The organism is Paenibacillus sp. GP183 (assembly GCF_900104695.1).
GTDB lineage: Bacteria > Bacillota > Bacilli > Paenibacillales > NBRC-103111 > Paenibacillus_AI.
In genome coordinates, this window is sequence record NZ_FNSW01000001.1 from 3552158 (window position 1) to 3572124 (window position 19967).

The window sequence follows — 19967 nt, forward strand, 5'->3', positions numbered from 1 at the left end:
CTTTAAACATATTAGATTTATTTTGAATCTCTTCTGAAAATTATGACGCAAAAAAGCACTCCAAGGTTGCCCAAGGAGTGCTTAAATTACATTTTTTATTCCGTTGTGTATGGCAATAATGCGATTTGGCGGGAACGCTTGATCGCGATCGTCAGGGCACGTTGATATTTCGCGGAAGTACCGGTTACACGTCTAGGAAGGATCTTCCCGCGCTCACTGATGAACTTCTTCAGCGTTTCAATATCTTTATAATCAATGTGTTTGATTTTATTTACAGTGAAGTAACAAACCTTACGGCGCTTGCCGCCTTTGCCGCCTTTACGGGGAGCAAACTTGCGATCGCCACGGTCGTCACCGTCGTTTCTTTTGAAACCCATTTGTCTTCAGTCCTCTCTACTTTAGAATGGCAAATCATCATCTGATATATCGATTGGTTTTCCGTCATCGATGAAAGGATCCTGCTGCTCGCGCGATCCGCGGTTGCCGCCGCCATTTCCTGAGCCTGTGCTGATTGCACCTGTTCCCTCTTCACGATTGCCGGCTCCGCTGGATTCCAGAAAGCGCACATTATCGGCAACAACCTCAGTAACATAGACCTTGCGGCCCTCGTTGTTGTCATAATTACGAATCTGAAGGCGGCCTTCAACAGCTGTTAATCTGCCTTTACGCAAATAGTTCGCGCACGTCTCGGCCAATTGCCTCCACGTAACAATATTGATAAAGTCGGCTTCCCGCTCTCTTGTTTGCGAACTTGTGAAAGGACGATCTACAGCAAGTGTAAATTGAGTAACAGCTACTCCTGCCGGAGTATACCGAAGCTCTGGATCTTTGGTCAACCTGCCGATAAGAATGACACGATTCAACATGGCTAATCCCTCCTGACGATAAGTACTAGCATGAAATTAAGCTACGTCTTTAACGATTAGATGACGAATAATTTCGTCAGTAATCTTCAGTACGCGATCAAGCTCCGTTACAACTGCAGGTTCTGCGTTGAAGTGTACAAGCACATAATGCCCGTCACGGAACTTATTGATCTCATACGCAAGACGGCGTTTACCCATTAGATCATGCTTGGTAATTTCGCCATTACCGTTCGTGATGATGTTTTGAAACTTTTCTACAGTAGCTTGAACTTGTTCTTGTTCAATATCTGTACGAATTACGTACATCACTTCGTATTTGCGCATGTGTTTCACCTCCTTTTGGTCTAAGCGGCCCCTGTTTTCAAGCTGTATAAGCTTGGAGGAGCAAGGAGCGAGGATTTCTTTCAAAACTCGCACCTGAATACTATATCAAATCCGGTACCATTTTACAAGTAAAATCCCAATCACCATGGGGCTTGTTCGATGGAACAGAAAACTTGTAATGGTAACCCGTTATTTGCATGCCCTCCCCACTTTTGGGCAAGTCTAAGAACAACAAGGCGGAGGTGAGACGAATGGGCGAACGCACACAGTTTAATCCGGGTGATCATGCACCTAATGATGGACAATATATGGAAATCGGTGAAGCGGCCTTTCACATGGGCGTCAACAATCCCAAAATTGTGAACCTGAAAAAGGGAGATCCGTTTCCTGAAACCAGCAACCATAATCGCAAATGGAAGCGCAAGGATATGAAGCTTTAACTGTACCGTCATGTTTCCCAAAACTTTGAAAGGGGGTAGTTTCATATGGGAAGACCCTTTACTTTTTTCTTTACATTAATAGGGCTGCTTTTGTGTCTGGCACATTATTTTTATCATGGCTATGAACCCGTATATTTGCTTTTTTACGCCTTGAGTGTGCCTGCATGGTTTGTGTCGCTGACCCCAAGTGTTTATTATACCAGTTTAGGGACCATTATCGTAGTTTACCTTCTTACCATCGTTACCTGGGCACTGGTCGGCTATGTCATTGATCGCTTCTCCGAAACTTATCGCCGTCGAAGACGAGCCTAGTTACAAAAGAAAAAAACCTTCTGTGCGTAATAAGCACGGAAGGTTTTTATTTGGGTATTTACTTCAGAAATACTTGACTCTCCGCGAATTTTCCATCGCTAAAAAAGGTAATGTCCATATATCTATTCGTTTCATTGGCAATTTTTACTTCATAAGTCTTTTTACCGCCCGCTTCTTTAAACGGCTTCGGATTTTTGCCCACTATCTTCTCAAAGTCCGCATAGGTGCTGTTCATGTCCAGCTTTTTAAGCTGCTCATTCGTTATGGTTGCAATTGGTTCCGGTGCCTTCGTAGCCGTTCCCGTATTCCCTGCTCCACCCCCTGGACCAGCACTTGGAGAACCAGAAGCACCCGGCGAACTCATGGCTGTACCTGCAGGTGTTGAACTTGCCGATTGGCTTGCACTTGGACTTGCACCAGTGCCATTTTTCTTGGAACAACCTGCCAACAATACAGCCGCGGCCATGGCCACCGCAATCATAATCACCCAAAATTTTCGCATCCTCTTGACCTCCAATTCTATATTCCTTATCTGTGGAAGCTTTCTCCATCCATGTTATTTTTACCCCATTTTCGCATCTGCTAATCTAAAAGCATAATGAAGCAGCAAAAAAGCAGTTCCTCAAAGGAACTGCTTGATGTGTTAGGTTGGTGGCGGAAAGAGTGGGATTCGAACCCACGCACGCCTCGCGACGCCTAGCTGATTTCGAGTCAGCCCCCTTGGGCCTCTTGGGTACCTTTCCACAAAAACGAGAACAAATCTGATTGTATCAAAAAAGCCAAGCTCCCGCAAGTTAAAATTACTCTTGCAACCTCCAAGAACCCTAATGAGATATATGGTTATGCCGCTTAGACTTCTGGTACATCCTTTTCGCTTAACGAATTCCCGCTCGATGTGGAACGCAGCACCTTCTTTAGCTTACTTTCAAACTTCAATCGAGGCACCATCACACTGTGCTTGCAGCCTAGACACTTAATACGGATATCCATTCCCATACGAATGATTTCCATTTCATTGGTACCGCAAGGATGTGGTTTTTTCATCTGCACGATGTCCCCAAGCTGGAATTGTTTCTTTTCCATGTTATTCCGCCGCCCTCTCCGCTCTTAAATAAGTCACCGTTTTCGGATATGGGATTTCTATGCCTTGAGCATCGAATCGTTTCTTGATCTCCGCATTCATGACACGCGCTACATCGCCTTGCATATTGGGCTTGCATTCCGCTATGATTCTTAGCTTGATTTCCGAATTGCCGATCATCTGTACGCCAAGAACCTCTGGCGCCTTAACGATTAGCTCCGAATTGGCATGTATGTTCGCTGCGGTTTCCTTTAACAGCTCGATCGCTTTATCTAAATCTGCTTCATAGGCTATCGAGACATCCAGCACCGCTAGCGAATTATATACTGAAAAATTCGTCACCTGCCTTATGTTGCCGTTTGGAATAATATGAACCTCTCCTGTCCAGCTCTTCACACGGGTCACTCGAATCCCGATTTCCTCGACGGTTCCTTTGAACAGATCGATCTGTATCACATCACCGACACCGAACTGATCTTCAAAAATAATGAAGAACCCTGTTATTACGTCTTTAACCAGGCTCTGCGCCCCAAAGCCGATGGCTAGCCCCAACACCCCGGCTCCAGCGAGAAGCGGCCCCAGATTGACACCCAGCTCTCCCAAAATCAACAACATACTAATGAAGTTCACTGTGTAGGAAATCAGGTTGTGAACGAGCTTTCCAATCGTATTCGCACGGCGCGGATCAAACTTGATAGGTCCCCTGTATTTGGCGGTGAGCATGTGATCTATCATTTTATCGGTAATTCGTATAATCAAGCGTGCTGCTATAAAAATGATAATAATTTTAATAGTGTTCCCGAACACAACTTTCATGTTTATGTTCATATTGATCCAATTGGTGACATTAGTCCAGTATGACACGACGCTTCCCCCTAAATCACTTCATGGTTACATACTTACCTTCTTTTTTGATAAAAATTCCTCTGATCTCCACCTGTTGGGTATCGATGATCGACTGCACCTGTTCAAGTTCTTCTGCAGGAAACTCAATCGAAAGTGCACAGCCAGCCGTTATTTCCTTGGGAGTCGGACAAATATCAATCTCGATATCCGCATATTCCAGGAGCATTTCTGCTCTAAGCGCTTGCTGGGTAGAATCAAAAGCAATCAGCATAGGCACAACGTCCAACGGAATCTCTCCTTCTACGTATAAAATATGCTTTCCCTCCGTATACTAGTAAACATATCAATAAACACACTCTTTTGGGAGGGTTATTATGAAAATCCATCTAAGCCATGATGCCAATAAGGACAAGGAGCTTGCCCCGCTGAAGGTTCCTCATACTGATGCAGAAACGCCTGGGATTCTCTCTAGGTATTTATCCACTATTTTTAATAGGCTGCCATCCTATCAACGTATCGTAATCGTCTGTGTGGGCACTGATAGATCAACAGGCGATTCATTAGGCCCCTTAGTGGGAACTCATTTGGATAAAATCGGGCCAGCCGGCTATCATCTCTTCGGAACCCTGCATGACCCGGTACATGCTATGAACTTATCGGATACCGTACATAACATTCATCAACAATTCCATGATCCCTTCATCCTCGCTATTGATGCTTGCTTAGGCCAAGCTTCCAGTGTCGGCTCGATCCAGATCGCAAACGGTCCATTGAAGCCTGGTGCAGGCGTTAACAAGGAGCTGCCTCCTGTCGGCCATATGCACATGACTGGTATCGTGAATGTAGGCGGCTTTATGGAATATTTTGTACTGCAAAATACACGGCTTAGCCTCGTTATGAAAATGTCGGAGGTTATCGCCGATGCGATTCACTCATCGCTTGCACAGAGGTTTTCATTGTCATCCAAAACAACTGCGGCTACCGCTGCTTCAAGGTCAGATTGATGGCCTCTTTTTCTTCCGGGCTTAATGTATACTGCGATTGTCCGTTTTGGACCGGTTTAGCATAGATATAGGATTGTTCCCGGTTATGAATACCTGTTAGTATAACACCGTCTTGAAGCTCATCCAGAATAGCTACGGAAAAGCTTAAATCGCTTCCGGTCTCACTAAAAGCATTGTAACGATGTATCCCCACTTTGGATTTCATTCTTTTGAGAGCTTCTTTGAACGTTTCGACCTTGCTCGTCAATGCTGACGTTTGTTCGATTTGCTGGGTTTGCTTTTGTTGGATTTTCAAGAGCAATTCTTCCACATTTACTGGATTTGTGCCGTTTAGCAGCCTCTTGTAGTTTTTTCTCATGGCAGAAAGCTTGAACAATAAAATGATGCTGATAACAAATAAAATAATGATTAATGCAAGTATAACAGATATGATTAGCTCAAGACTTAATCCAAATGGTTCCATGAAAATCCTTCTTTCTGTCAGGCATACTGGCTGTTTATTTCTTTAATTGCTTCAATGAAAGCTGTTATTTCTTCATCCTTTGTAAAATAACCCACACTCGCTCGCACAGCCCCCGTGCTCAGTGTTCCTGCCGAGCCATGTGCAAGCGGGGTGCAATGATGTCCTGCGCGAACGGCAATTTGGAAGGATTGATCGAGTATAAATGCGACTTCGGAAGAATCAGCGCCTCTCAGATTAAATGCTACAATCCCCGTCCTGTTTTGGCCCAATTGCGGACCCAGCAGGCTGATTCCTTCTATCTCATGCAGGCCAACCATAAGTCTTTGCGTTAAACGCCATTCCTTTTCGTGAATTTTTTCAACCGTCTCTTGCATCACGAATTTGATGCCTTCATTAAGACCGGCTATCCCGACCGCGTTTTGCGTTCCTGCTTCATAACGATCCGGCCGCACTTTGGGTTGATCCGCTTCCTCGGACTGACTGCCCGTCCCTCCATACAGGATAGGATCCAGCTCCAAGTCGGGATGCAAGTATAGCCCTCCCGTTCCTTGCGGTCCCATAAGCCCCTTGTGCCCTGGAAAGGCAAGCATATCTATGAACATGCTCTCAACTTGAATGGGGAGCACACCGGCTGTCTGGGCCGCGTCTACAAGCAGCTTTACTCCCTTCCTCCTGCACATCTCACCTATCTCAGCTACAGGCATAATTGTACCGAGTAAATTAGAGCTATGATTCACTATAACTAATGTAGTTTTATCCTCAATAGCCTGCTCAATGTCATTCAATTTGATTTCGCCGGGCTCATTATTGGCTACATAAGACACTTGAACATTTCGGGTACGCTTCAAATACTCAAGCGGCCTTCTCACCGAATTATGTTCAATACTTGTACTAACAACATGGTCTCCTTCTTTTAAAAACCCCATTATGGCTTGATTTAAGGCATGGGTAGTGTTCAGAGCAAACGAAATGTCATTTGGATTATGTATTCCAAACAATCGAGCGGCATTTTTTCTCGTTTCAAACATTACACGACTCGCTTTGACCGCCATTTGGTGTGCGCCTCTTCCTGGGTTGGCCAATTCCAGCATACTTCTCTGCATGGCCTCCATTACAGCTGGCGGCTTTGGCCAAGTCGTAGCAGCATTATCTAAATAAATCACTCCACTCATGAATCGCCGCCTCCCTTTCATAAATAAAGCATACCTTAGTTTGTTCCTTCTCACGAAAGAAAACCAACGGTATGCTATCAAATTGGTTAGGAAATTTTTCCTTGCAGAAGCTCTAGCAATCGATTCAAATCATCCTTGGAATAATAAACGAGCTCTATTTTACCGCGGTTATTTTGCTGCTTGATTTTTACCGTGGTACGATATAACTCTCTTAATTGTTCCTCCGCCTGATTGATATGGGGATCACGGTTTTTTTCTTTCTTTTTACCTTGCTCCTTCTCTTTCCCTGGAAGCTCTTCCAGCTTCTTAATTTCTTCCTCCAGGTCTCGCACACTCCACTGCTTGCTGATCGCTGTTTCAGCCAATTCCTTTTTCAGCTTATCATCCTTAACTCCAACAATCGCTCTTGCATGGCCCATCGACAATGTTCCACGTGAAACATATTGTTTGATCGCTTCAGGAAGCATCAAAAGTCTTAAGAAATTGGCTATATGCGAACGGCTTTTACCGACCTTCGCTGAGAGCTCTTCTTGTGTCAAAGAGAATTGATCAATGATTGCTTGATAGGATACGGCAATCTCCATCGCATTCAAATCTTCACGCTGTACATTTTCAATCAGTGCTATTTCCATAACCTGTTGATCCGAAAAGCTTCTTTCCACCGCAGGGATGGTTGCCATCCCACTAACTTGAGAAGCGCGGTATCTTCTTTCACCCGCAATGATTTCAAATCCCTTTAGTACTTTTCTCACGATAATCGGCTGAATCACACCATGCTCTTTAATCGATTCAGCTAATTCCTTGATGCTGTCTTCATTAAAATGCTTTCTTGGTTGATAAGGATTAGCACGAAGCTGAGACAGCGGTATTTGAATGATCTTATCACTTTCATCTATATGAAGAGAGGTTATCAATGCATCTAAGCCTTTCCCCAGCCTCTTGCTCATGCAGAAATCACTTCCTTCGCTAATTCCAGATACACTTCTGCGCCCTTTGAACGAGGATCATAAGTAACAATGGATTGTCCATGACTTGGTGCTTCACTCAACCGAACATTACGCGGAATGATGGTTTGATATACTTTTTGTTGAAAGTACTTCTTAACTTCTTCAATCACCTGAATTCCTAAATTCGTCCTCGCATCAAACATCGTAAGTAAAACACCTTCAATTTGAAGTGTTGTATTTAAATGCTTTTGCACTAAACGAACCGTATTAAGCAATTGGCTTAAACCTTCCAAGGCGTAATATTCGCATTGGATCGGAATGATGACTGAGTCTGAAGCTGTCAATGAATTCACTGTCAAGATACCTAAAGAAGGCGGGCAATCTATTAATATGTAATCATATAGATGTTTGACCTGATGCAAAGATTTCTTCAATCTAACTTCTCTTGAAATGGTTGGAACTAGTTCAATCTCAGCTCCAGCCAATTGTATGGTAGCGGGGATAATTTTAAGATTAGGAATATTCGTATCCATCGTAGCATCGTTAGGATGTACATCATTAATAATGACATCGTAAATGCAGTTGGTCACATCCGCTTTATTGATCCCAATTCCACTAGTGGTATTTCCCTGAGGGTCTATATCAACCAGCAAAACTTTCTTTCCTAAAGAAGCTAATGAAGCACCAAGGTTAACAGAAGTCGTTGTCTTACCGACCCCACCCTTCTGATTCGTAATTGCTATAATTTTTGACAAACCCTTCACCTCTATCGCAAAGCATTAGAAAGAATACTTCTATAGTACCATATCTGGAATCCTCTTACCTTATCAATATTTAGGAAGAGTGCATTAGATTAAAAAAACGGCTTGCGCCGTTAAAATAGCAGCATTACTTACCTCGTTATCTTTTGGGAATCTGAATAATGATTTCGTAATGATCGCCAAGATCCTTTTCCACGGTGTGAATATTAAGCCCTGAACTGTTTACCATCTCTACCGATTGGCGAATTGTGTTTAAAGCAAGTCTAACATCCTTGGAAAATGAAACACGCTTTGTTTTTTTAATCTGAGCATTTTCTTTAATAAATGTGATTCTCGCTTCGGTCTGCTTTACATTCAGTTCCTTTTGAATAATTTCATCAAGAATTTTTACTTGATCTTCTTCTTGATCCAAAGCTAGTAAAGCACGAGCATGTCGTTCCGTAATCTTGCGCTCCATTAATGCTGTTTTTACAGCCTCACCAACATGAAGCAAACGAATTTTATTGGCAATTGTAGATTGACTTTTTCCTAACCGCTGTGCAAGACTCTCTTGTGTAAGGTCATGGAGCTCTATTAACTGCTGATAGGCCGCTGCCTCTTCAATCGCAGTTAATCCTTCGCGCTGTAAATTCTCAATCAAAGCAATCGAGGCTGCCTGAGAATCATTAAAATCTCGGATGATGGCAGGGATCGTATCTATACCAAGCTTCTTTACCGCTCTTAGTCGACGCTCCCCTGCGATCAGCTCAAAAGAATTGTTTCTCACTCGAACAACGATAGGCTGAATGATACCATGTGTGCGAATGGTTTGGCTAAGCTCGTCTATACGCTCATCATCAAAAACCGTTCTGGGCTGATACGGGCTTGGCATGATATTTTGAACAGGTATATTTTTTACCTCATCAATCGTAGAGCGCTCTGTTAATCCAAATAGTTTCGAGATTTGTTCTTTCATATGAGATCGTACCACCAACACTTTCCCGAATTTCTATCCGAGTACAACTAGATTCTAACTATATATTATTCTCCAAAAATTAGCTATTTCCTGCACCAAGAATTGTGAACGTTTCATTAATAATGTTTCACGTGGAACAAATATTAAGAGCGTTAATGAATTTTAGCCAAGGGATTCTTTAATGGAAGACCTGCTTTTCGCGGATACTTACCAGGTGTCGGTCCTATTTTTTCAATCCGAATCAAATGGCGAACCGATTGTTCAATTGGAAGTTCCATTCGATGACTATCAATAATTCGACCATTGAGTTCCTTCAAGCTGTAAGCAGCCTCTTTAGATTCATCGCTCACATCAGAGCCTTTCATCGCAACAAAGAAACCTCCCTTTTTGACAAAAGGCAAGCAAAATTCATTGAGTACACTTAGCTTGGCGACAGCCCTAGCTGTTACAAGATCAAATTGATCACGAAAGGACGGCATTCTTGAGACATCCTCCGCTCGACCGTGAACACATGTAAGTTGATTTAAATTTAGCTTCTCAGTTAACTGATTGAGAAATAGTATTCTTTTATTCAACGAATCGACAATTGTGACTTGAAGGTGAGGAAACATGATTTTAAGTGGAATGCTTGGAAAACCCGCCCCAGAGCCAATATCAGCTAATGTACGAACCTGAGTGAGATCTACAAAAAAAGCTAGAGAAAGAGAGTCATAAAAATGCTTAATATAGACTTGTTCTTTCTCTGTAATTGCTGTTAGATTAATCTTTTCGTTCCACACTATGAGCTCTTGATAATAAATATCAAACAGACCAGCTTGTTCGTCGGAAAGCTCAAGCCCCTGCTCTTTTAATAAATTCTTAAAATTTAGCTGTATGGCATCCATCTTTTATCCTCTGGCCGCGACAACTCTATTGTAGTGCTCTAAATAGACAAGAAGAATAGAAATATCAGCCGGGGATACTCCAGAAATCCTGGATGCCTGGCCAATTGAAATCGGGCGAATCTTTGTTAGTTTTTGTCTCGCTTCCGTTGCGATCCCATGGACCTGGTCATAAACAATATCATCCGGAATTTTCTTTTTCTCCATTTTACGCAAACGCTCTACCTGAATTAACTGCTTTTCAATATAACCCGCATATTTAATTTGAATCTCCACTTGCTCCTTCATTTCATCGGTAAGCTCAAAAGGAGAAGGCGACATTCTTTCAATGTGGCTGTACTGCAGCTCGGGCCTGCGTAAAAGTGTTAATAAATCAAAGGCATTGGTTAAAACAACACTATCCGCTTCCGCCAGGATCGCTTGAACTTCAGCATCCGGACGAGCCTTAGTATGACTTAAGCGATCGATCTCTTGCTCAACCAAAGATTTCTTGGCCAGGAAATTTTGATAACGTTCATCAGAAATAAGGCCAATTTCATGGCCAATGGGTGTCAGACGTAAATCCGCATTATCATGACGAAGCAGCAGACGGTATTCTGCACGTGATGTTAAGAGACGATAAGGCTCTGATGTACCCTTGGTCACCAAGTCATCGATGAGGACACCGATATAACCTTCCGAACGGTCAAGCACGACTGGCTCTTTCCCCTGTACCTTACGAGCAGCATTAATGCCGGCCATAATTCCTTGACCTGCAGCTTCTTCATACCCGGAGGTACCATTAATTTGACCAGCTGTAAACAAACCATCTACCAGCTTCGTCTCCAATGACGGTTTGAGTTGGGTTGGCACCACTGCGTCATATTCAATGGCATAACCAGTTCGCATCATTTCAACTTTTTCCAGACCTGGAATGGATCTAAGAATACTTAGCTGTACATCCTCCGGCATGCTGGTGGAAAGGCCCTGGACATAGTACTCCGCAGTATTACGACCTTCCGGTTCCAGAAATATTTGATGCTTCGGCTTATCGGCAAAGCGAACAATCTTATCCTCAATGGATGGACAGTATCTCGGTCCTGTTCCCTCAATGGCTCCCGAAAACATCGGCGCTCTGTGGAGATTCGAACTGATGATCTCATGTGTATCTTCGGACGTGTAAGTCAGCCAACATGGAATTTGTTCACGGTCGTCACTTTTAGTTTCAAAAGAGAAAAACTTCGGATCCTCATCCCCTGGCTGAATAACCGTTTTGTCAAAATCAATCGAATCCTTGTGCACGCGCGGGGGTGTTCCTGTCTTAAAGCGAACCAATTCAAAACCAAGCTTACGAAGCGATTCCGATAGCTTCACCGAAGGCTGTTGATTATTCGGTCCACTCTCGTACATCAGCTCCCCCATGATCACTTTGCCGCGCAAATAAGTTCCTGTTGTCACAACAACCGCTTTACCGTAATATTCCGCCCCGGTCTTTGTGACTACACCTTTACAGACGCCATCTTCAACGATTAGATCCTCCACCATTCCCTGACGCAGCGACATATTAGGTGTTTTTTCAATCGTTTCTTTCATCGTATGCTGGTACAAGAACTTGTCAGCCTGCGCGCGAAGCGCATGTACGGCAGGCCCCTTGCCCGTATTTAACATTCTCATTTGAATATAAGTTCTATCGATATTGCGGCCCATTTCTCCGCCAAGCGCATCAATCTCACGCACAACATGGCCTTTCGCCGGTCCGCCAATGGACGGATTGCAGGGCATAAAAGCGACCATATCCAAATTAATGGTCAGCAGCAGGGTATTGCAGCCCATCCGAGCGGCTGCCAAAGCAGATTCACATCCGGCATGACCAGCACCTATAACAATAACGTCATACTCTCCAGCTTTATAACCCATTGTTTTCTCCTCCTTTGATCATAATCATTTAATTTACTTCCCTAAACAAAATTGTGTAAATATTTGGTCAATCAGGGATTCTCCGGCAGAATCACCAATAATTTCACCTAATTGCTCCCATGCTGTGCGTATGTCAATCTGAATGATATCGATAGGTATTAAATGTTCATTACCGGCAAGACCGTCAAGCAGTGAGGCCTTAGCTTGTTTAAGCAGATGAATATGTCGAATGTTGCTGACATAAGTAAGGTCACCAGCTTCAAGCTTACCTTCAAAGAAAATAAATGAAATAGCTTTCTCGAGATCCTCGATCCCTCTGTTTTCAAGCAAAGATAACTCCACTAGTCGCTCTTTTGGGAAAAAAGCTTCTATTTGTGCCAGATCAAGCTTCCGGGGCAAATCCATCTTATTAATGATTACAATAGTAGGTTTATCAGCCAGTTGTTCGATCATAGCTGCTTCATCCTGCTGCAGTTCAATGCTGCCATCCAAAACCCAAAGAATTAGGTCCGCTTCCGCTAATGCGGTTCTGGAACGCTCCACTCCCATCTGTTCAACAATGTCCATGGTCTCACGGAGCCCTGCGGTATCCAGAAGCTTAAGGGGTATCCCATTTACATTGACGAACTGCTCGATAACATCTCTTGTTGTGCCTGGAATATCCGTTACGATCGCTCTATTTTCCTGTGCCAGCTCATTTAGCAAGGATGATTTCCCTACGTTGGGCCGGCCAATGATTGCCGTTTCAATGCCTTCTCTAAGAATTTTTCCCTGCTCGGCTGTATGCAGCAGTTGATCTATATGGGCAAGCGCAGTCTCACACTTGTCCTTGATATAAGCATTCGTCATTTCTTCGACATCATGCTCTGGATAGTCAATGTTAACTTCTATATGAGCCATCAGCTCGACCAATTGATGCCTAAGCTGCTTAATTTGCTTGGAGAGATTGCCTTCCACCTGCTTTAAAGCAATCTTATAGGCTCTATCTGATTTAGCCCTGATGAGATCAATAACAGCCTCGGCCTGTGTTAAGTCTATACGCCCATTGAGGAATGCTCGCTTCGTGAACTCTCCAGGCTCTGCCAGACGGATGCCTTGAAGCAGCAACAGATCCAGCACCTTTTTAACCGAAACGATTCCGCCATGGCAGTTAACCTCCACCACATCTTCCATCGTAAACGATCGGGGCGCTTTCAACAGGGTCACCAGCACTTCTTCAATTCTCTCTTTCGTCTCAGTCTCCACGATATGGCCATAATGGACTGTATGGGTGTCAGCTGCTGACAGCTTTACCTTAGATCGAAAAACACGTTCTACAAGAGGTACAGCTTCTCCCCCGCTTACCCGAATGACCGATATCCCCCCTTCCCCCAACGGAGTTGAAATCGCGGCAATCGTATCCATATTCATGACATCACACCTTTGCTAAAGAAAAAACAATGACTGCATGCATCCAGTCATTGCGTGAACGTTTATTTTAAAGCGATAACAACCCTTCGATTCGGTTCTTCGCCTTTACTGTAAGTTTTGACTACCGGATGATCCTGAAGCTCTGTATGAATAATTTTCCGTTCCAACGCATTCATCGGTTCAAGAATAACTTCCTTCTTCGTCTTAATGACCCGACTGGCTAATCTGGAAGCAAGCTCTTCCAATGTATTCTTGCGCCTCTCGCGAAAATTCTCTGCATCAAGAATAATTCGCAGATGTGAGGATGAGAACCGATTAGCTACAATATTAACCAAATATTGCAATGCGTCTAAAGTCTGTCCTCTTTTGCCGATTAGTATACCCAGCTCAGGCCCGGTCATATTAAGAATGGCGCCTTCTTTATCCTTCTGCAGGTCTGTGGTGATGGTAAGGTTCATTGTCTTGAAAATATCCTGTAAAAAGTGAACGGCTTCTTCGAGTGCATCCGGTATCCATTCGAGCTCAACCTTGGCCTCTTTGATACCGAACAGTCCGAGAAACCCTTTGGAAGGTTGCTCCAAAACTTTAATTTTTACACGGTCTTCCGAGACTTCCCATTGATGCAATCCGGCTTTCACCGCATCTTCAATGGTTTTACCCGTCACCACAATTTTTTTCATTTGGTCAGGCCACCCTTAAGTTTTTGAGGATTTCCGTAAATGAAGTAAGACTGTACAATGGTGAAGATATTGCTATATACCCAATAAAGCGGCAAAGCGGATGCAAAATTCATGGACATAACAAAGATTAATACAGGAAAGATGAACATCAAGCTTTGCATTTGAGCATTCATTTGAGTCGACATAAATTTCTGTTGAATAAATGTAGTGAGCGCCGCGATCGCAGGTAAAATATAGAAGTGATCGGGTTGTCCAAGGTTCAGCCAAAGAAAGGTATGCTGATGAATCTGCTGATTCCGCATAATCGATTGGTATAAAGCAATCAGGATTGGCATCTGCACCAGAATCGGAAAGCAGCCTGCCAGAGGATTAACGCCATTCGATTGAAAGAGCTTCATCGTTTCTTCCTGCTGCTTCTTGGCATCATCTTTATATTTTTCCTTCAGCTTCTTCATCTCAGGCTGCAGATCCTGCATACGCTTGGAACTGCGATACTGTTTTAATGTCAGCGGAAGAATGATAAAACGAATGATGATGGTTACAGCCAAAATGGATAAACCATATTGTCCCCAGAGATGAGATGCAAACCAGTCCAGCGTTTCCGATAACGGATATACAAAATATTTACTAAAAAAATCGGCTTTTGCCGGATCTATAGGCCCTGTGGGTGTGCTGCAGCCTGACAAAACCAAGATCATGGTGAAAAACAAAGCAGGCAAGTAAATTCGACGAGTCAAAATGTAATCCTCCTAATAAATCTTTTCCACAATAAACTATACCACAAATTTTATCCACAAGAAAGAAAACTCTAGTTTTTGAGTCCATCGTCTTTTTTAGTTAAGGAAGCCTTGCGAAGCACATGCAGAATACTTTTCTCCATGGACTGATAATCCATCTCGGCGCATGGCTTGCGCGCGATGAGAATATAATCAAACTGCGACACCAGCAGTTCTTTTTTTAAACGAATAATTTCCTTCATCATTCGTCTTAACCGATTGCGGACAACGGCATTCCCGATTTTTTTGCTCACTGAAACTCCCAGGCGAAAGTGCTCAAGCCTGGGCTGCGGCAAATAATACAGCACGAATTGGTGATTGGCTGCGGATTTGCCGTACCGATAAACTTTATTGAAATCTTCCCTCTTGGCCAAACGGTACTTTTTCTCCATGAACCCTGACACTCCAAACAAGCTTGCTGAGATAACTTTAATAAAACTTATACTTTCACATCAACAAAAAAAGCCCCTTTCGGAGCCTCTCTTTACGCGCTGATGACTTTTCTTCCCTTTTGACGACGAGCGCTCAGCACTTTACGGCCGTTCTTTGTGCTCATTCTTTTACGGAAACCATGATTTTTCTTGCGCTTTCTGTTATTCGGGTTAAACGTCGGACCCATCTATAGCACCTCCCTGAGGATATCCATCCCACTAAAATTCTCTAATAATTAAAGCATTTTAAGAAACAAAAGTCAACATTCCCGTGTGTTTAGTTTTCCGTTCCTAACCAACTGTGAATAAACTTATTTATGGCTAACGGGAATTGTGTCGAAAGCTAACAGTTTATCCACAATATCTTGTGTTGTTGACAAAACTCATACACAAGTTATTGAAAATGTGGATAATTGTAAACATTTCATTGATAAACTCGTTCGCATTTGATACTATAATAATGTTTCTGTTGTGGATATTCTCCAACAAACCTCCGTTTTATCAACAATCTGTGGATAACTTTGTTAACAAACTACCCTCTACAAGAATAAATCACTTCTAATATCCTTAATTATGTGGATAAGTGACATATGAATCTGCTTTTCTTAATGCCCTCTTAACAATGGCCCTCATGCACATGTTTTTATTTCAAAGGAGTGACTGCTGTGGAAGGCCTTACTAACGATCTTTGGCAACAGATATTATCTGTCATACAAACCAAGCTCAGCAAACCGAGCTTTGATACATGGCTTAAATCTACCAAAGCTAGTGTATTTACGGATTCATCCATCGTCATATGCGCACCGAATAATTTTGCAAGAGAATGGTTGGAGAGCCGTTATACCAAGCTTATTTCGAGCACCATCTTCGATTTTATAGGTAAACAGGTGGAAGTCAAATTCATTATTGAAGCAGAAGAGCTTAAGAATCATGCCGCTTCGACGCCTGCAGCGCTTCCTCCCAGGGGTCCGGCCATCCTGTCACAAGAAGAAACCTTCACCAATATGATGAATGCCAGATATACCTTCGACACGTTCGTTATCGGATCAGGGAATCGCTTCGCTCATGCTGCCTCGCTGGCAGTTGCAGAAGCACCCGCCAAAGCATACAATCCGCTGTTTTTATATGGCGGTGTCGGCTTAGGCAAAACTCATTTAATGCATGCGATTGGCCATTATGTCCTGGAGCATAATCCCGAAGCCAGGGTTCTGTACATTTCATCCGAGAAATTTACCAATGAATTCATCAATGCCGTGCGAGACAATCGCGGTGAAGGCTTCCGCAACAAATATAGAACCATCGATGTGCTGCTGATAGATGATATCCAGTTTCTAGCCGGTAAAGAAGGAACACAGGAAGAATTCTTCCATACCTTCAATTCCCTACATGAAGAAGGCAAGCAAATCATTATTTCCAGTGACCGGCCGCCCAAAGAGATTCCAACTCTGGAAGACCGGCTTCGCTCGAGATTCGAATGGGGACTCATTACCGATATACAGCCTCCGGATCTCGAAACAAGAATTGCGATTCTGCGCAAAAAAGCCAAGGCTGAGAATTTGGAAATTCCCAACGAAGCCATGATCTACATAGCCAATCAAATAGACACGAATATTCGCGAGCTCGAAGGCGCATTGATCCGAGTAGTAGCCTATTCTTCCCTGATCAATCAAGATATAACGGTCCATCTCGCTGCCGAGGCCTTGAAGGATATCATTCCTTCCAGCAGGCCGAAGGTGATCACGATCAACGACATTCAGCAGAGAGTCGGAGAATTTTACGGCATGAAGCTGGACGATTTTAAAGCCAGAAAACGTACGAAAGCCGTAGCATTCCCTCGTCAAGTAGCCATGTACTTAGCCAGGGAGCTTACAGATTTCTCTCTTCCGAAAATCGGCGAGAACTTTGGCGGCCGTGATCATACCACCGTCATCCATGCCCATGATAAAATCAGTGAGGCGATCAAAACGGATTCCGAGCTTCACAAAGTTATTAATAATTTAACTGATAAAATCAAAAATCCATCCACCTAATTATTAGAGAGCCTATACACAATCTATTCACATGTGGATAGGCTTTTAAATTGCAGTATTCACCCACATATCCACATATTCACGCCCTCTACTACTATTACTAATAAAAAAAAGGTATTATAAAAGTATATGATTTCGGAAATGAAAATAGAACTGCAGGAGTGAAACCATGAAATTCATCATTCTTAAAGACCACTTAAATGAATCTATCAATCATGTCTCCAAAGCAATTTCAACCCGCACCACCATTCCCATATTAACCGGGATCAAAATAGATGCACATGCTAACGGAGTTACTTTAACAGCAAGCGATACCGACATATCGGTTCAAAGCTTCACACCATTGGAAACCGGCGATGTGGATATCATTCAAATCATCCAACCGGGAAGCGTTGTGCTGCCTGCTAGATTTTTTATAGAGATAGTTCGCAAGCTCCCATCCCAGTCCATTGAGATTGAAGTTAAGGATCGTTTTCAAACTACGATTCGTTCGGGATCTTCCGAAGTTCAAATCATGGGTTTGGATCCGGAAGAATATCCGCTCTTGCCGCAAATAGAAGAGAGCAAAATGATCCAAATTCCCAGCGATATCTTGAAAACGATGATTAAACAAACATCTTTTGCTGTATCCACTAACGAATCCACACCTATACTAACTGGTGTTTTGTGGAGCATTAACGGGAGTGAGCTGAAATTTATTGCTTGTGACCGCCACCGTCTCGCAACCAGAGAAATCACAAATGATAATTCTACATTACAGAATTTTCATAATATAGTTATTTCAGGGAGAACCTTAAACGAATTAAATAAAATATTACCGGATCAAAGTTCCCTTATAGATATTGTTATTTCGGACAATCAGGTTTTATTCAAAATTCATTCGATATTATTTTATACCCGAATTTTGGATGGAACATATCCTGATACATCGAAGCTCATTCCCCAATCTTTTCAAACCCAGATGGTTGTACCGACCAAGGAGCTTGCGGATGCGATAGATCGCGCCTACCTGCTTTCCAGAGAGGACAAAACGAATATCGTCAAAATGGTGATGAATGAGGATCAAACAATTGAAATTTCCTCGAGTTCTTCCGAGCTGGGCAAAGTTACAGAGCAAATCAACCTGCGGCAAATATCCGGAGATCTGCTGCGAATCTCGTTCAACTCAAAGTATATGCTGGACGCACTCAAGATCATGGACAGCGAATACATCCATATGGGTTTCACGGGGGCTATGCAGCCGATCATTATCAAGCCTGAAGACGAGACCAGCATATTGCAGCTGATCCTCCCCTATCGAACTACGAATTAAGGAGCAGCCTGTATGAAGCAAATCCAGATTCACACGGACTATATAACATTGGGACAGTTTCTAAAGCTCTCGGACTGCATTTCAACAGGCGGTCAAGCCAAGATGTTCCTCCAGGAAACTCAAATTCATGTTAATGGAGAGCCTGAAAATCGCCGAGGGAAGAAGCTTGTTCCCCATGATGTAGTGAAAGTCGAGGGCTTCGGCCAATTTGAAGTTATAGGCTCCTGATTGAAAGACCGGCCGGGAGGAAACGAAAGTGTTCTTAACCAAGCTTAGAATGAGTCATTACCGCAACTATGATGAAATTGAAATAAAGACGAACAGCAATGTAAATATTTTCGTAGGACCTAATGCACAGGGTAAAACCAACCTGCTTGAAGCTATCTATGTTTTGGCTTTAACCAAATCGCACCGCACTCATCAGGACAAAGAACTCATAAGCTGGAATGCTGAGCAAACTTACCTGCACGCGGAGCTGAATAAAAAGTACGGGGATTGCAAGCTGGATCTGATGATTACGCCTAAAGGGAAAAAAGCAAAAATTAACGGTCTCGAACAAAGGAAGCTAAGTAATTTTATCGGTGCCATGAATGTCGTCATGTTCGCCCCGGAAGACCTTGAAATCGTCAAAGGCGCTCCCGGGGTCAGGCGGCGTTTTCTCGATATGGAGATCGGCCAGGTACAGCCCTATTATTTGTACGATCTGTCCCAGTATCAAAAAATTTTGCTGCAGCGAAACAATTTTCTCAAGCAGCCCTCATCGTCCGGTCCTTCCGCAGAGGCCATGCTTTCCGTCTGGAATGAACAATTAGCGCAGTACGGTGTTAAAATTATGAAAAAACGTCAAAGCTTTATAAAGAAACTTCAACACTGGGCCGAGACTATTCATCAGGGCATCACTAATGCCATGGAAACCTTATTGATTCGTTATGCGCCATCTTTTGAAATTCAAGATATTGAAGATGAATCTGTTTTATTCAACCAATTTATGATAAAGTTATCACAGGTTAAAGAACAGGAAATGAGAAGAGGCATCACGCTCATAGGTCCGCACAGGGATGATCTTCTTTTTTTTATCAACGAGAAGGAAGCTCAGACATTCGGCTCTCAAGGACAACAGCGAACAACGGCACTCTCGCTCAAATTAGCGGAAATCGAGTTAATTCATGAAGAAGTCGGCGAATATCCGCTGCTGCTCCTCGATGATGTACTCTCCGAGCTCGATGAATACAGGCAGACTCAGTTGATTCGGACCTTTCAGCAAAAGGTGCAAACATTCATTACGACGACCGGACTGGAAAGCGTGCATTTGGACCAGCTTGATCAAGCATCGGTATTCCAAGTGCAGCAAGGAAAAGTAAGTCATGGGGGCTGAGAAGG

At 43.2% G+C, this 19967-nt stretch carries 26 protein-coding genes and 1 tRNA gene; 7 read left to right on the plus strand and 20 right to left on the minus strand.

The window, feature by feature from the left end:
* Positions 1–95: 95 nt before the first annotated feature.
* The 3 genes from rpsR to rpsF are packed head-to-tail and all read right to left on the minus strand — an operon-like array spanning position 96 to position 1190.
* A complete protein-coding gene (rpsR, locus tag BLV33_RS17485; protein ID WP_090794485.1) occupies positions 96–377 on the minus strand; it encodes a 30S ribosomal protein S18 in 282 nt (93 codons plus the stop codon).
* A 21-nt stretch (positions 378–398) separates the two neighbouring features.
* The gene (ssb, locus tag BLV33_RS17490; RefSeq protein WP_090794488.1) at positions 399–866 is read right to left on the minus strand and encodes a single-stranded DNA-binding protein; all 468 of its coding nucleotides are present in this window, start codon (positions 864–866) and stop codon (positions 399–401) included.
* 36 nt (positions 867–902) lie between these two features.
* Complete coding sequence (rpsF, locus tag BLV33_RS17495) at positions 903–1190, minus strand: 30S ribosomal protein S6 (RefSeq protein ID WP_090794491.1); 288 nt, start codon at positions 1188–1190, stop codon at positions 903–905.
* A 251-nt stretch (positions 1191–1441) separates the two neighbouring features.
* Here rpsF and BLV33_RS17500 point away from each other — a divergent pair, with 251 nt between their 5' ends.
* Positions 1442–1630: a YjzC family protein gene (locus tag BLV33_RS17500; RefSeq protein WP_090794493.1), complete on the plus strand. Its 189-nt coding sequence runs from the start codon at positions 1442–1444 to the stop codon at positions 1628–1630.
* A 45-nt stretch (positions 1631–1675) separates the two neighbouring features.
* On the plus strand, positions 1676–1942 hold the full coding sequence (locus BLV33_RS17505; protein WP_090794496.1) for a hypothetical protein: 267 nt from the start codon (positions 1676–1678) through the stop codon (positions 1940–1942).
* 58 nt (positions 1943–2000) lie between these two features.
* Here BLV33_RS17505 and BLV33_RS17510 read toward each other — a convergent pair whose 3' ends face one another.
* From BLV33_RS17510 to BLV33_RS17530, 5 genes are all read right to left on the minus strand, one after another.
* Complete coding sequence (locus BLV33_RS17510; protein WP_090794498.1) at positions 2001–2444, minus strand: hypothetical protein; 444 nt, start codon at positions 2442–2444, stop codon at positions 2001–2003.
* 150 nt (positions 2445–2594) lie between these two features.
* Positions 2595–2685: transfer RNA gene (locus BLV33_RS17515), tRNA-Ser, on the minus strand.
* A gap of 106 nt (positions 2686–2791) precedes the next feature.
* Positions 2792–3025 (minus strand): DUF951 domain-containing protein, encoded by a 234-nt coding sequence (locus tag BLV33_RS17520; RefSeq protein ID WP_090794501.1) that lies wholly within the window; start codon positions 3023–3025, stop codon positions 2792–2794.
* 1 nt (position 3026) lies between these two features.
* Positions 3027–3887 (minus strand): mechanosensitive ion channel family protein, encoded by an 861-nt coding sequence (locus BLV33_RS17525; RefSeq protein ID WP_253187097.1) that lies wholly within the window; start codon positions 3885–3887, stop codon positions 3027–3029.
* Between the two features lie 16 nt (positions 3888–3903).
* Positions 3904–4140 (minus strand): putative Se/S carrier protein, encoded by a 237-nt coding sequence (locus tag BLV33_RS17530; protein WP_090799019.1) that lies wholly within the window; start codon positions 4138–4140, stop codon positions 3904–3906.
* A gap of 103 nt (positions 4141–4243) precedes the next feature.
* Here BLV33_RS17530 and yyaC point away from each other — a divergent pair, with 103 nt between their 5' ends.
* A complete protein-coding gene (yyaC, locus tag BLV33_RS17535; RefSeq protein WP_090794503.1) occupies positions 4244–4873 on the plus strand; it encodes a spore protease YyaC in 630 nt (209 codons plus the stop codon).
* On the opposite strand, the gene BLV33_RS17540 is transcribed toward yyaC, so the two are convergent.
* The 12 genes from BLV33_RS17540 to rpmH form a co-directional block, all read right to left on the minus strand.
* On the minus strand, positions 4848–5336 hold the full coding sequence (locus tag BLV33_RS17540) for a DUF4446 family protein (protein WP_090794506.1): 489 nt from the start codon (positions 5334–5336) through the stop codon (positions 4848–4850). The genes yyaC and BLV33_RS17540 overlap by 26 nt on opposite strands.
* Before the next feature lie 17 nt (positions 5337–5353).
* On the minus strand, positions 5354–6508 hold the full coding sequence (locus BLV33_RS17545) for an aminotransferase class V-fold PLP-dependent enzyme (RefSeq protein WP_090794509.1): 1155 nt from the start codon (positions 6506–6508) through the stop codon (positions 5354–5356).
* A gap of 86 nt (positions 6509–6594) precedes the next feature.
* A complete protein-coding gene (locus BLV33_RS17550; protein ID WP_090794511.1) occupies positions 6595–7455 on the minus strand; it encodes a ParB/RepB/Spo0J family partition protein in 861 nt (286 codons plus the stop codon).
* On the minus strand, positions 7452–8210 hold the full coding sequence (locus BLV33_RS17555; protein WP_090794514.1) for a ParA family protein: 759 nt from the start codon (positions 8208–8210) through the stop codon (positions 7452–7454). The genes BLV33_RS17550 and BLV33_RS17555 overlap by 4 nt, the downstream gene beginning before the upstream one ends.
* Positions 8211–8355: 145 nt before the next feature.
* Positions 8356–9171, minus strand: coding sequence for a nucleoid occlusion protein (gene noc / locus BLV33_RS17560; protein WP_090794516.1), 816 nt, complete (start codon positions 9169–9171; stop codon positions 8356–8358).
* 152 nt (positions 9172–9323) lie between these two features.
* Positions 9324–10055 carry a 16S rRNA (guanine(527)-N(7))-methyltransferase RsmG gene (rsmG, locus tag BLV33_RS17565; RefSeq protein WP_090794519.1) on the minus strand — a complete coding sequence of 244 codons (732 nt, stop codon included), beginning with the start codon at positions 10053–10055 and terminating at the stop codon, positions 9324–9326.
* Between the two features lie 3 nt (positions 10056–10058).
* A complete protein-coding gene (mnmG, locus tag BLV33_RS17570) occupies positions 10059–11948 on the minus strand; it encodes a tRNA uridine-5-carboxymethylaminomethyl(34) synthesis enzyme MnmG (protein WP_090794522.1) in 1890 nt (629 codons plus the stop codon).
* A gap of 33 nt (positions 11949–11981) precedes the next feature.
* The gene (mnmE, locus tag BLV33_RS17575) at positions 11982–13358 is read right to left on the minus strand and encodes a tRNA uridine-5-carboxymethylaminomethyl(34) synthesis GTPase MnmE (protein WP_090794526.1); all 1377 of its coding nucleotides are present in this window, start codon (positions 13356–13358) and stop codon (positions 11982–11984) included.
* A 62-nt stretch (positions 13359–13420) separates the two neighbouring features.
* Positions 13421–14038 carry an RNA-binding cell elongation regulator Jag/EloR gene (gene jag / locus BLV33_RS17580; protein ID WP_090794529.1) on the minus strand — a complete coding sequence of 206 codons (618 nt, stop codon included), beginning with the start codon at positions 14036–14038 and terminating at the stop codon, positions 13421–13423.
* A complete protein-coding gene (gene yidC, locus BLV33_RS17585; RefSeq protein ID WP_090794531.1) occupies positions 14035–14775 on the minus strand; it encodes a membrane protein insertase YidC in 741 nt (246 codons plus the stop codon). The genes jag and yidC overlap by 4 nt, the downstream gene beginning before the upstream one ends.
* A gap of 71 nt (positions 14776–14846) precedes the next feature.
* On the minus strand, positions 14847–15206 hold the full coding sequence (gene rnpA, locus BLV33_RS17590) for a ribonuclease P protein component (protein WP_090794534.1): 360 nt from the start codon (positions 15204–15206) through the stop codon (positions 14847–14849).
* A gap of 92 nt (positions 15207–15298) precedes the next feature.
* Entirely contained in the window at positions 15299–15433 is a 135-nt protein-coding gene (rpmH, locus tag BLV33_RS17595) for a 50S ribosomal protein L34 (protein WP_090794538.1), read from the minus strand.
* A gap of 477 nt (positions 15434–15910) precedes the next feature.
* Here rpmH and dnaA point away from each other — a divergent pair, with 477 nt between their 5' ends.
* From dnaA to recF, 4 genes are all read left to right on the plus strand, one after another.
* Positions 15911–17275 (plus strand): chromosomal replication initiator protein DnaA, encoded by a 1365-nt coding sequence (dnaA, locus tag BLV33_RS17600; RefSeq protein WP_090794539.1) that lies wholly within the window; start codon positions 15911–15913, stop codon positions 17273–17275.
* A gap of 169 nt (positions 17276–17444) precedes the next feature.
* Positions 17445–18587 (plus strand): DNA polymerase III subunit beta, encoded by a 1143-nt coding sequence (gene dnaN, locus BLV33_RS17605; RefSeq protein ID WP_090794542.1) that lies wholly within the window; start codon positions 17445–17447, stop codon positions 18585–18587.
* Positions 18588–18599: 12 nt separating this feature from the next.
* Entirely contained in the window at positions 18600–18815 is a 216-nt protein-coding gene (gene yaaA, locus BLV33_RS17610; protein ID WP_090794545.1) for a S4 domain-containing protein YaaA, read from the plus strand.
* A 28-nt stretch (positions 18816–18843) separates the two neighbouring features.
* Entirely contained in the window at positions 18844–19962 is a 1119-nt protein-coding gene (gene recF / locus BLV33_RS17615) for a DNA replication/repair protein RecF (protein ID WP_090794548.1), read from the plus strand.
* The last annotated feature ends 5 nt before the right edge of the window (positions 19963–19967 follow it).

What these genes read in the sequence shown, in the direction of transcription:
- rpsR (WP_090794485.1), bottom strand. Translation starts at nt 377, where the DNA reads ATGGGTTTCAAAAGAAACGACGGTGACGACCGTGGCGATCGCAAGTTT.
- ssb (WP_090794488.1), bottom strand. Translation starts at nt 866, where the DNA reads ATGTTGAATCGTGTCATTCTTATCGGCAGGTTGACCAAAGATCCAGAG.
- rpsF (WP_090794491.1), bottom strand. Translation starts at nt 1,190, where the DNA reads ATGCGCAAATACGAAGTGATGTACGTAATTCGTACAGATATTGAACAA.
- BLV33_RS17500 (WP_090794493.1), top strand. Translation starts at nt 1,442, where the DNA reads ATGGGCGAACGCACACAGTTTAATCCGGGTGATCATGCACCTAATGAT.
- BLV33_RS17505 (WP_090794496.1), top strand. Translation starts at nt 1,676, where the DNA reads ATGGGAAGACCCTTTACTTTTTTCTTTACATTAATAGGGCTGCTTTTG.
- BLV33_RS17510 (WP_090794498.1), bottom strand. Translation starts at nt 2,444, where the DNA reads ATGCGAAAATTTTGGGTGATTATGATTGCGGTGGCCATGGCCGCGGCT.
- BLV33_RS17520 (WP_090794501.1), bottom strand. Translation starts at nt 3,025, where the DNA reads ATGGAAAAGAAACAATTCCAGCTTGGGGACATCGTGCAGATGAAAAAA.
- BLV33_RS17530 (WP_090799019.1), bottom strand. Translation starts at nt 4,140, where the DNA reads ATGCTGATTGCTTTTGATTCTACCCAGCAAGCGCTTAGAGCAGAAATG.
- yyaC (WP_090794503.1), top strand. Translation starts at nt 4,244, where the DNA reads ATGAAAATCCATCTAAGCCATGATGCCAATAAGGACAAGGAGCTTGCC.
- BLV33_RS17540 (WP_090794506.1), bottom strand. Translation starts at nt 5,336, where the DNA reads ATGGAACCATTTGGATTAAGTCTTGAGCTAATCATATCTGTTATACTT.
- BLV33_RS17545 (WP_090794509.1), bottom strand. Translation starts at nt 6,508, where the DNA reads ATGAGTGGAGTGATTTATTTAGATAATGCTGCTACGACTTGGCCAAAG.
- BLV33_RS17550 (WP_090794511.1), bottom strand. Translation starts at nt 7,455, where the DNA reads ATGAGCAAGAGGCTGGGGAAAGGCTTAGATGCATTGATAACCTCTCTT.
- noc (WP_090794516.1), bottom strand. Translation starts at nt 9,171, where the DNA reads ATGAAAGAACAAATCTCGAAACTATTTGGATTAACAGAGCGCTCTACG.
- rsmG (WP_090794519.1), bottom strand. Translation starts at nt 10,055, where the DNA reads ATGGATGCCATACAGCTAAATTTTAAGAATTTATTAAAAGAGCAGGGG.
- mnmG (WP_090794522.1), bottom strand. Translation starts at nt 11,948, where the DNA reads ATGGGTTATAAAGCTGGAGAGTATGACGTTATTGTTATAGGTGCTGGT.
- mnmE (WP_090794526.1), bottom strand. Translation starts at nt 13,358, where the DNA reads ATGAATATGGATACGATTGCCGCGATTTCAACTCCGTTGGGGGAAGGG.
- jag (WP_090794529.1), bottom strand. Translation starts at nt 14,038, where the DNA reads ATGAAAAAAATTGTGGTGACGGGTAAAACCATTGAAGATGCGGTGAAA.
- rnpA (WP_090794534.1), bottom strand. Translation starts at nt 15,206, where the DNA reads ATGGAGAAAAAGTACCGTTTGGCCAAGAGGGAAGATTTCAATAAAGTT.
- rpmH (WP_090794538.1), bottom strand. Translation starts at nt 15,433, where the DNA reads ATGGGTCCGACGTTTAACCCGAATAACAGAAAGCGCAAGAAAAATCAT.
- dnaN (WP_090794542.1), top strand. Translation starts at nt 17,445, where the DNA reads ATGAAATTCATCATTCTTAAAGACCACTTAAATGAATCTATCAATCAT.
- yaaA (WP_090794545.1), top strand. Translation starts at nt 18,600, where the DNA reads ATGAAGCAAATCCAGATTCACACGGACTATATAACATTGGGACAGTTT.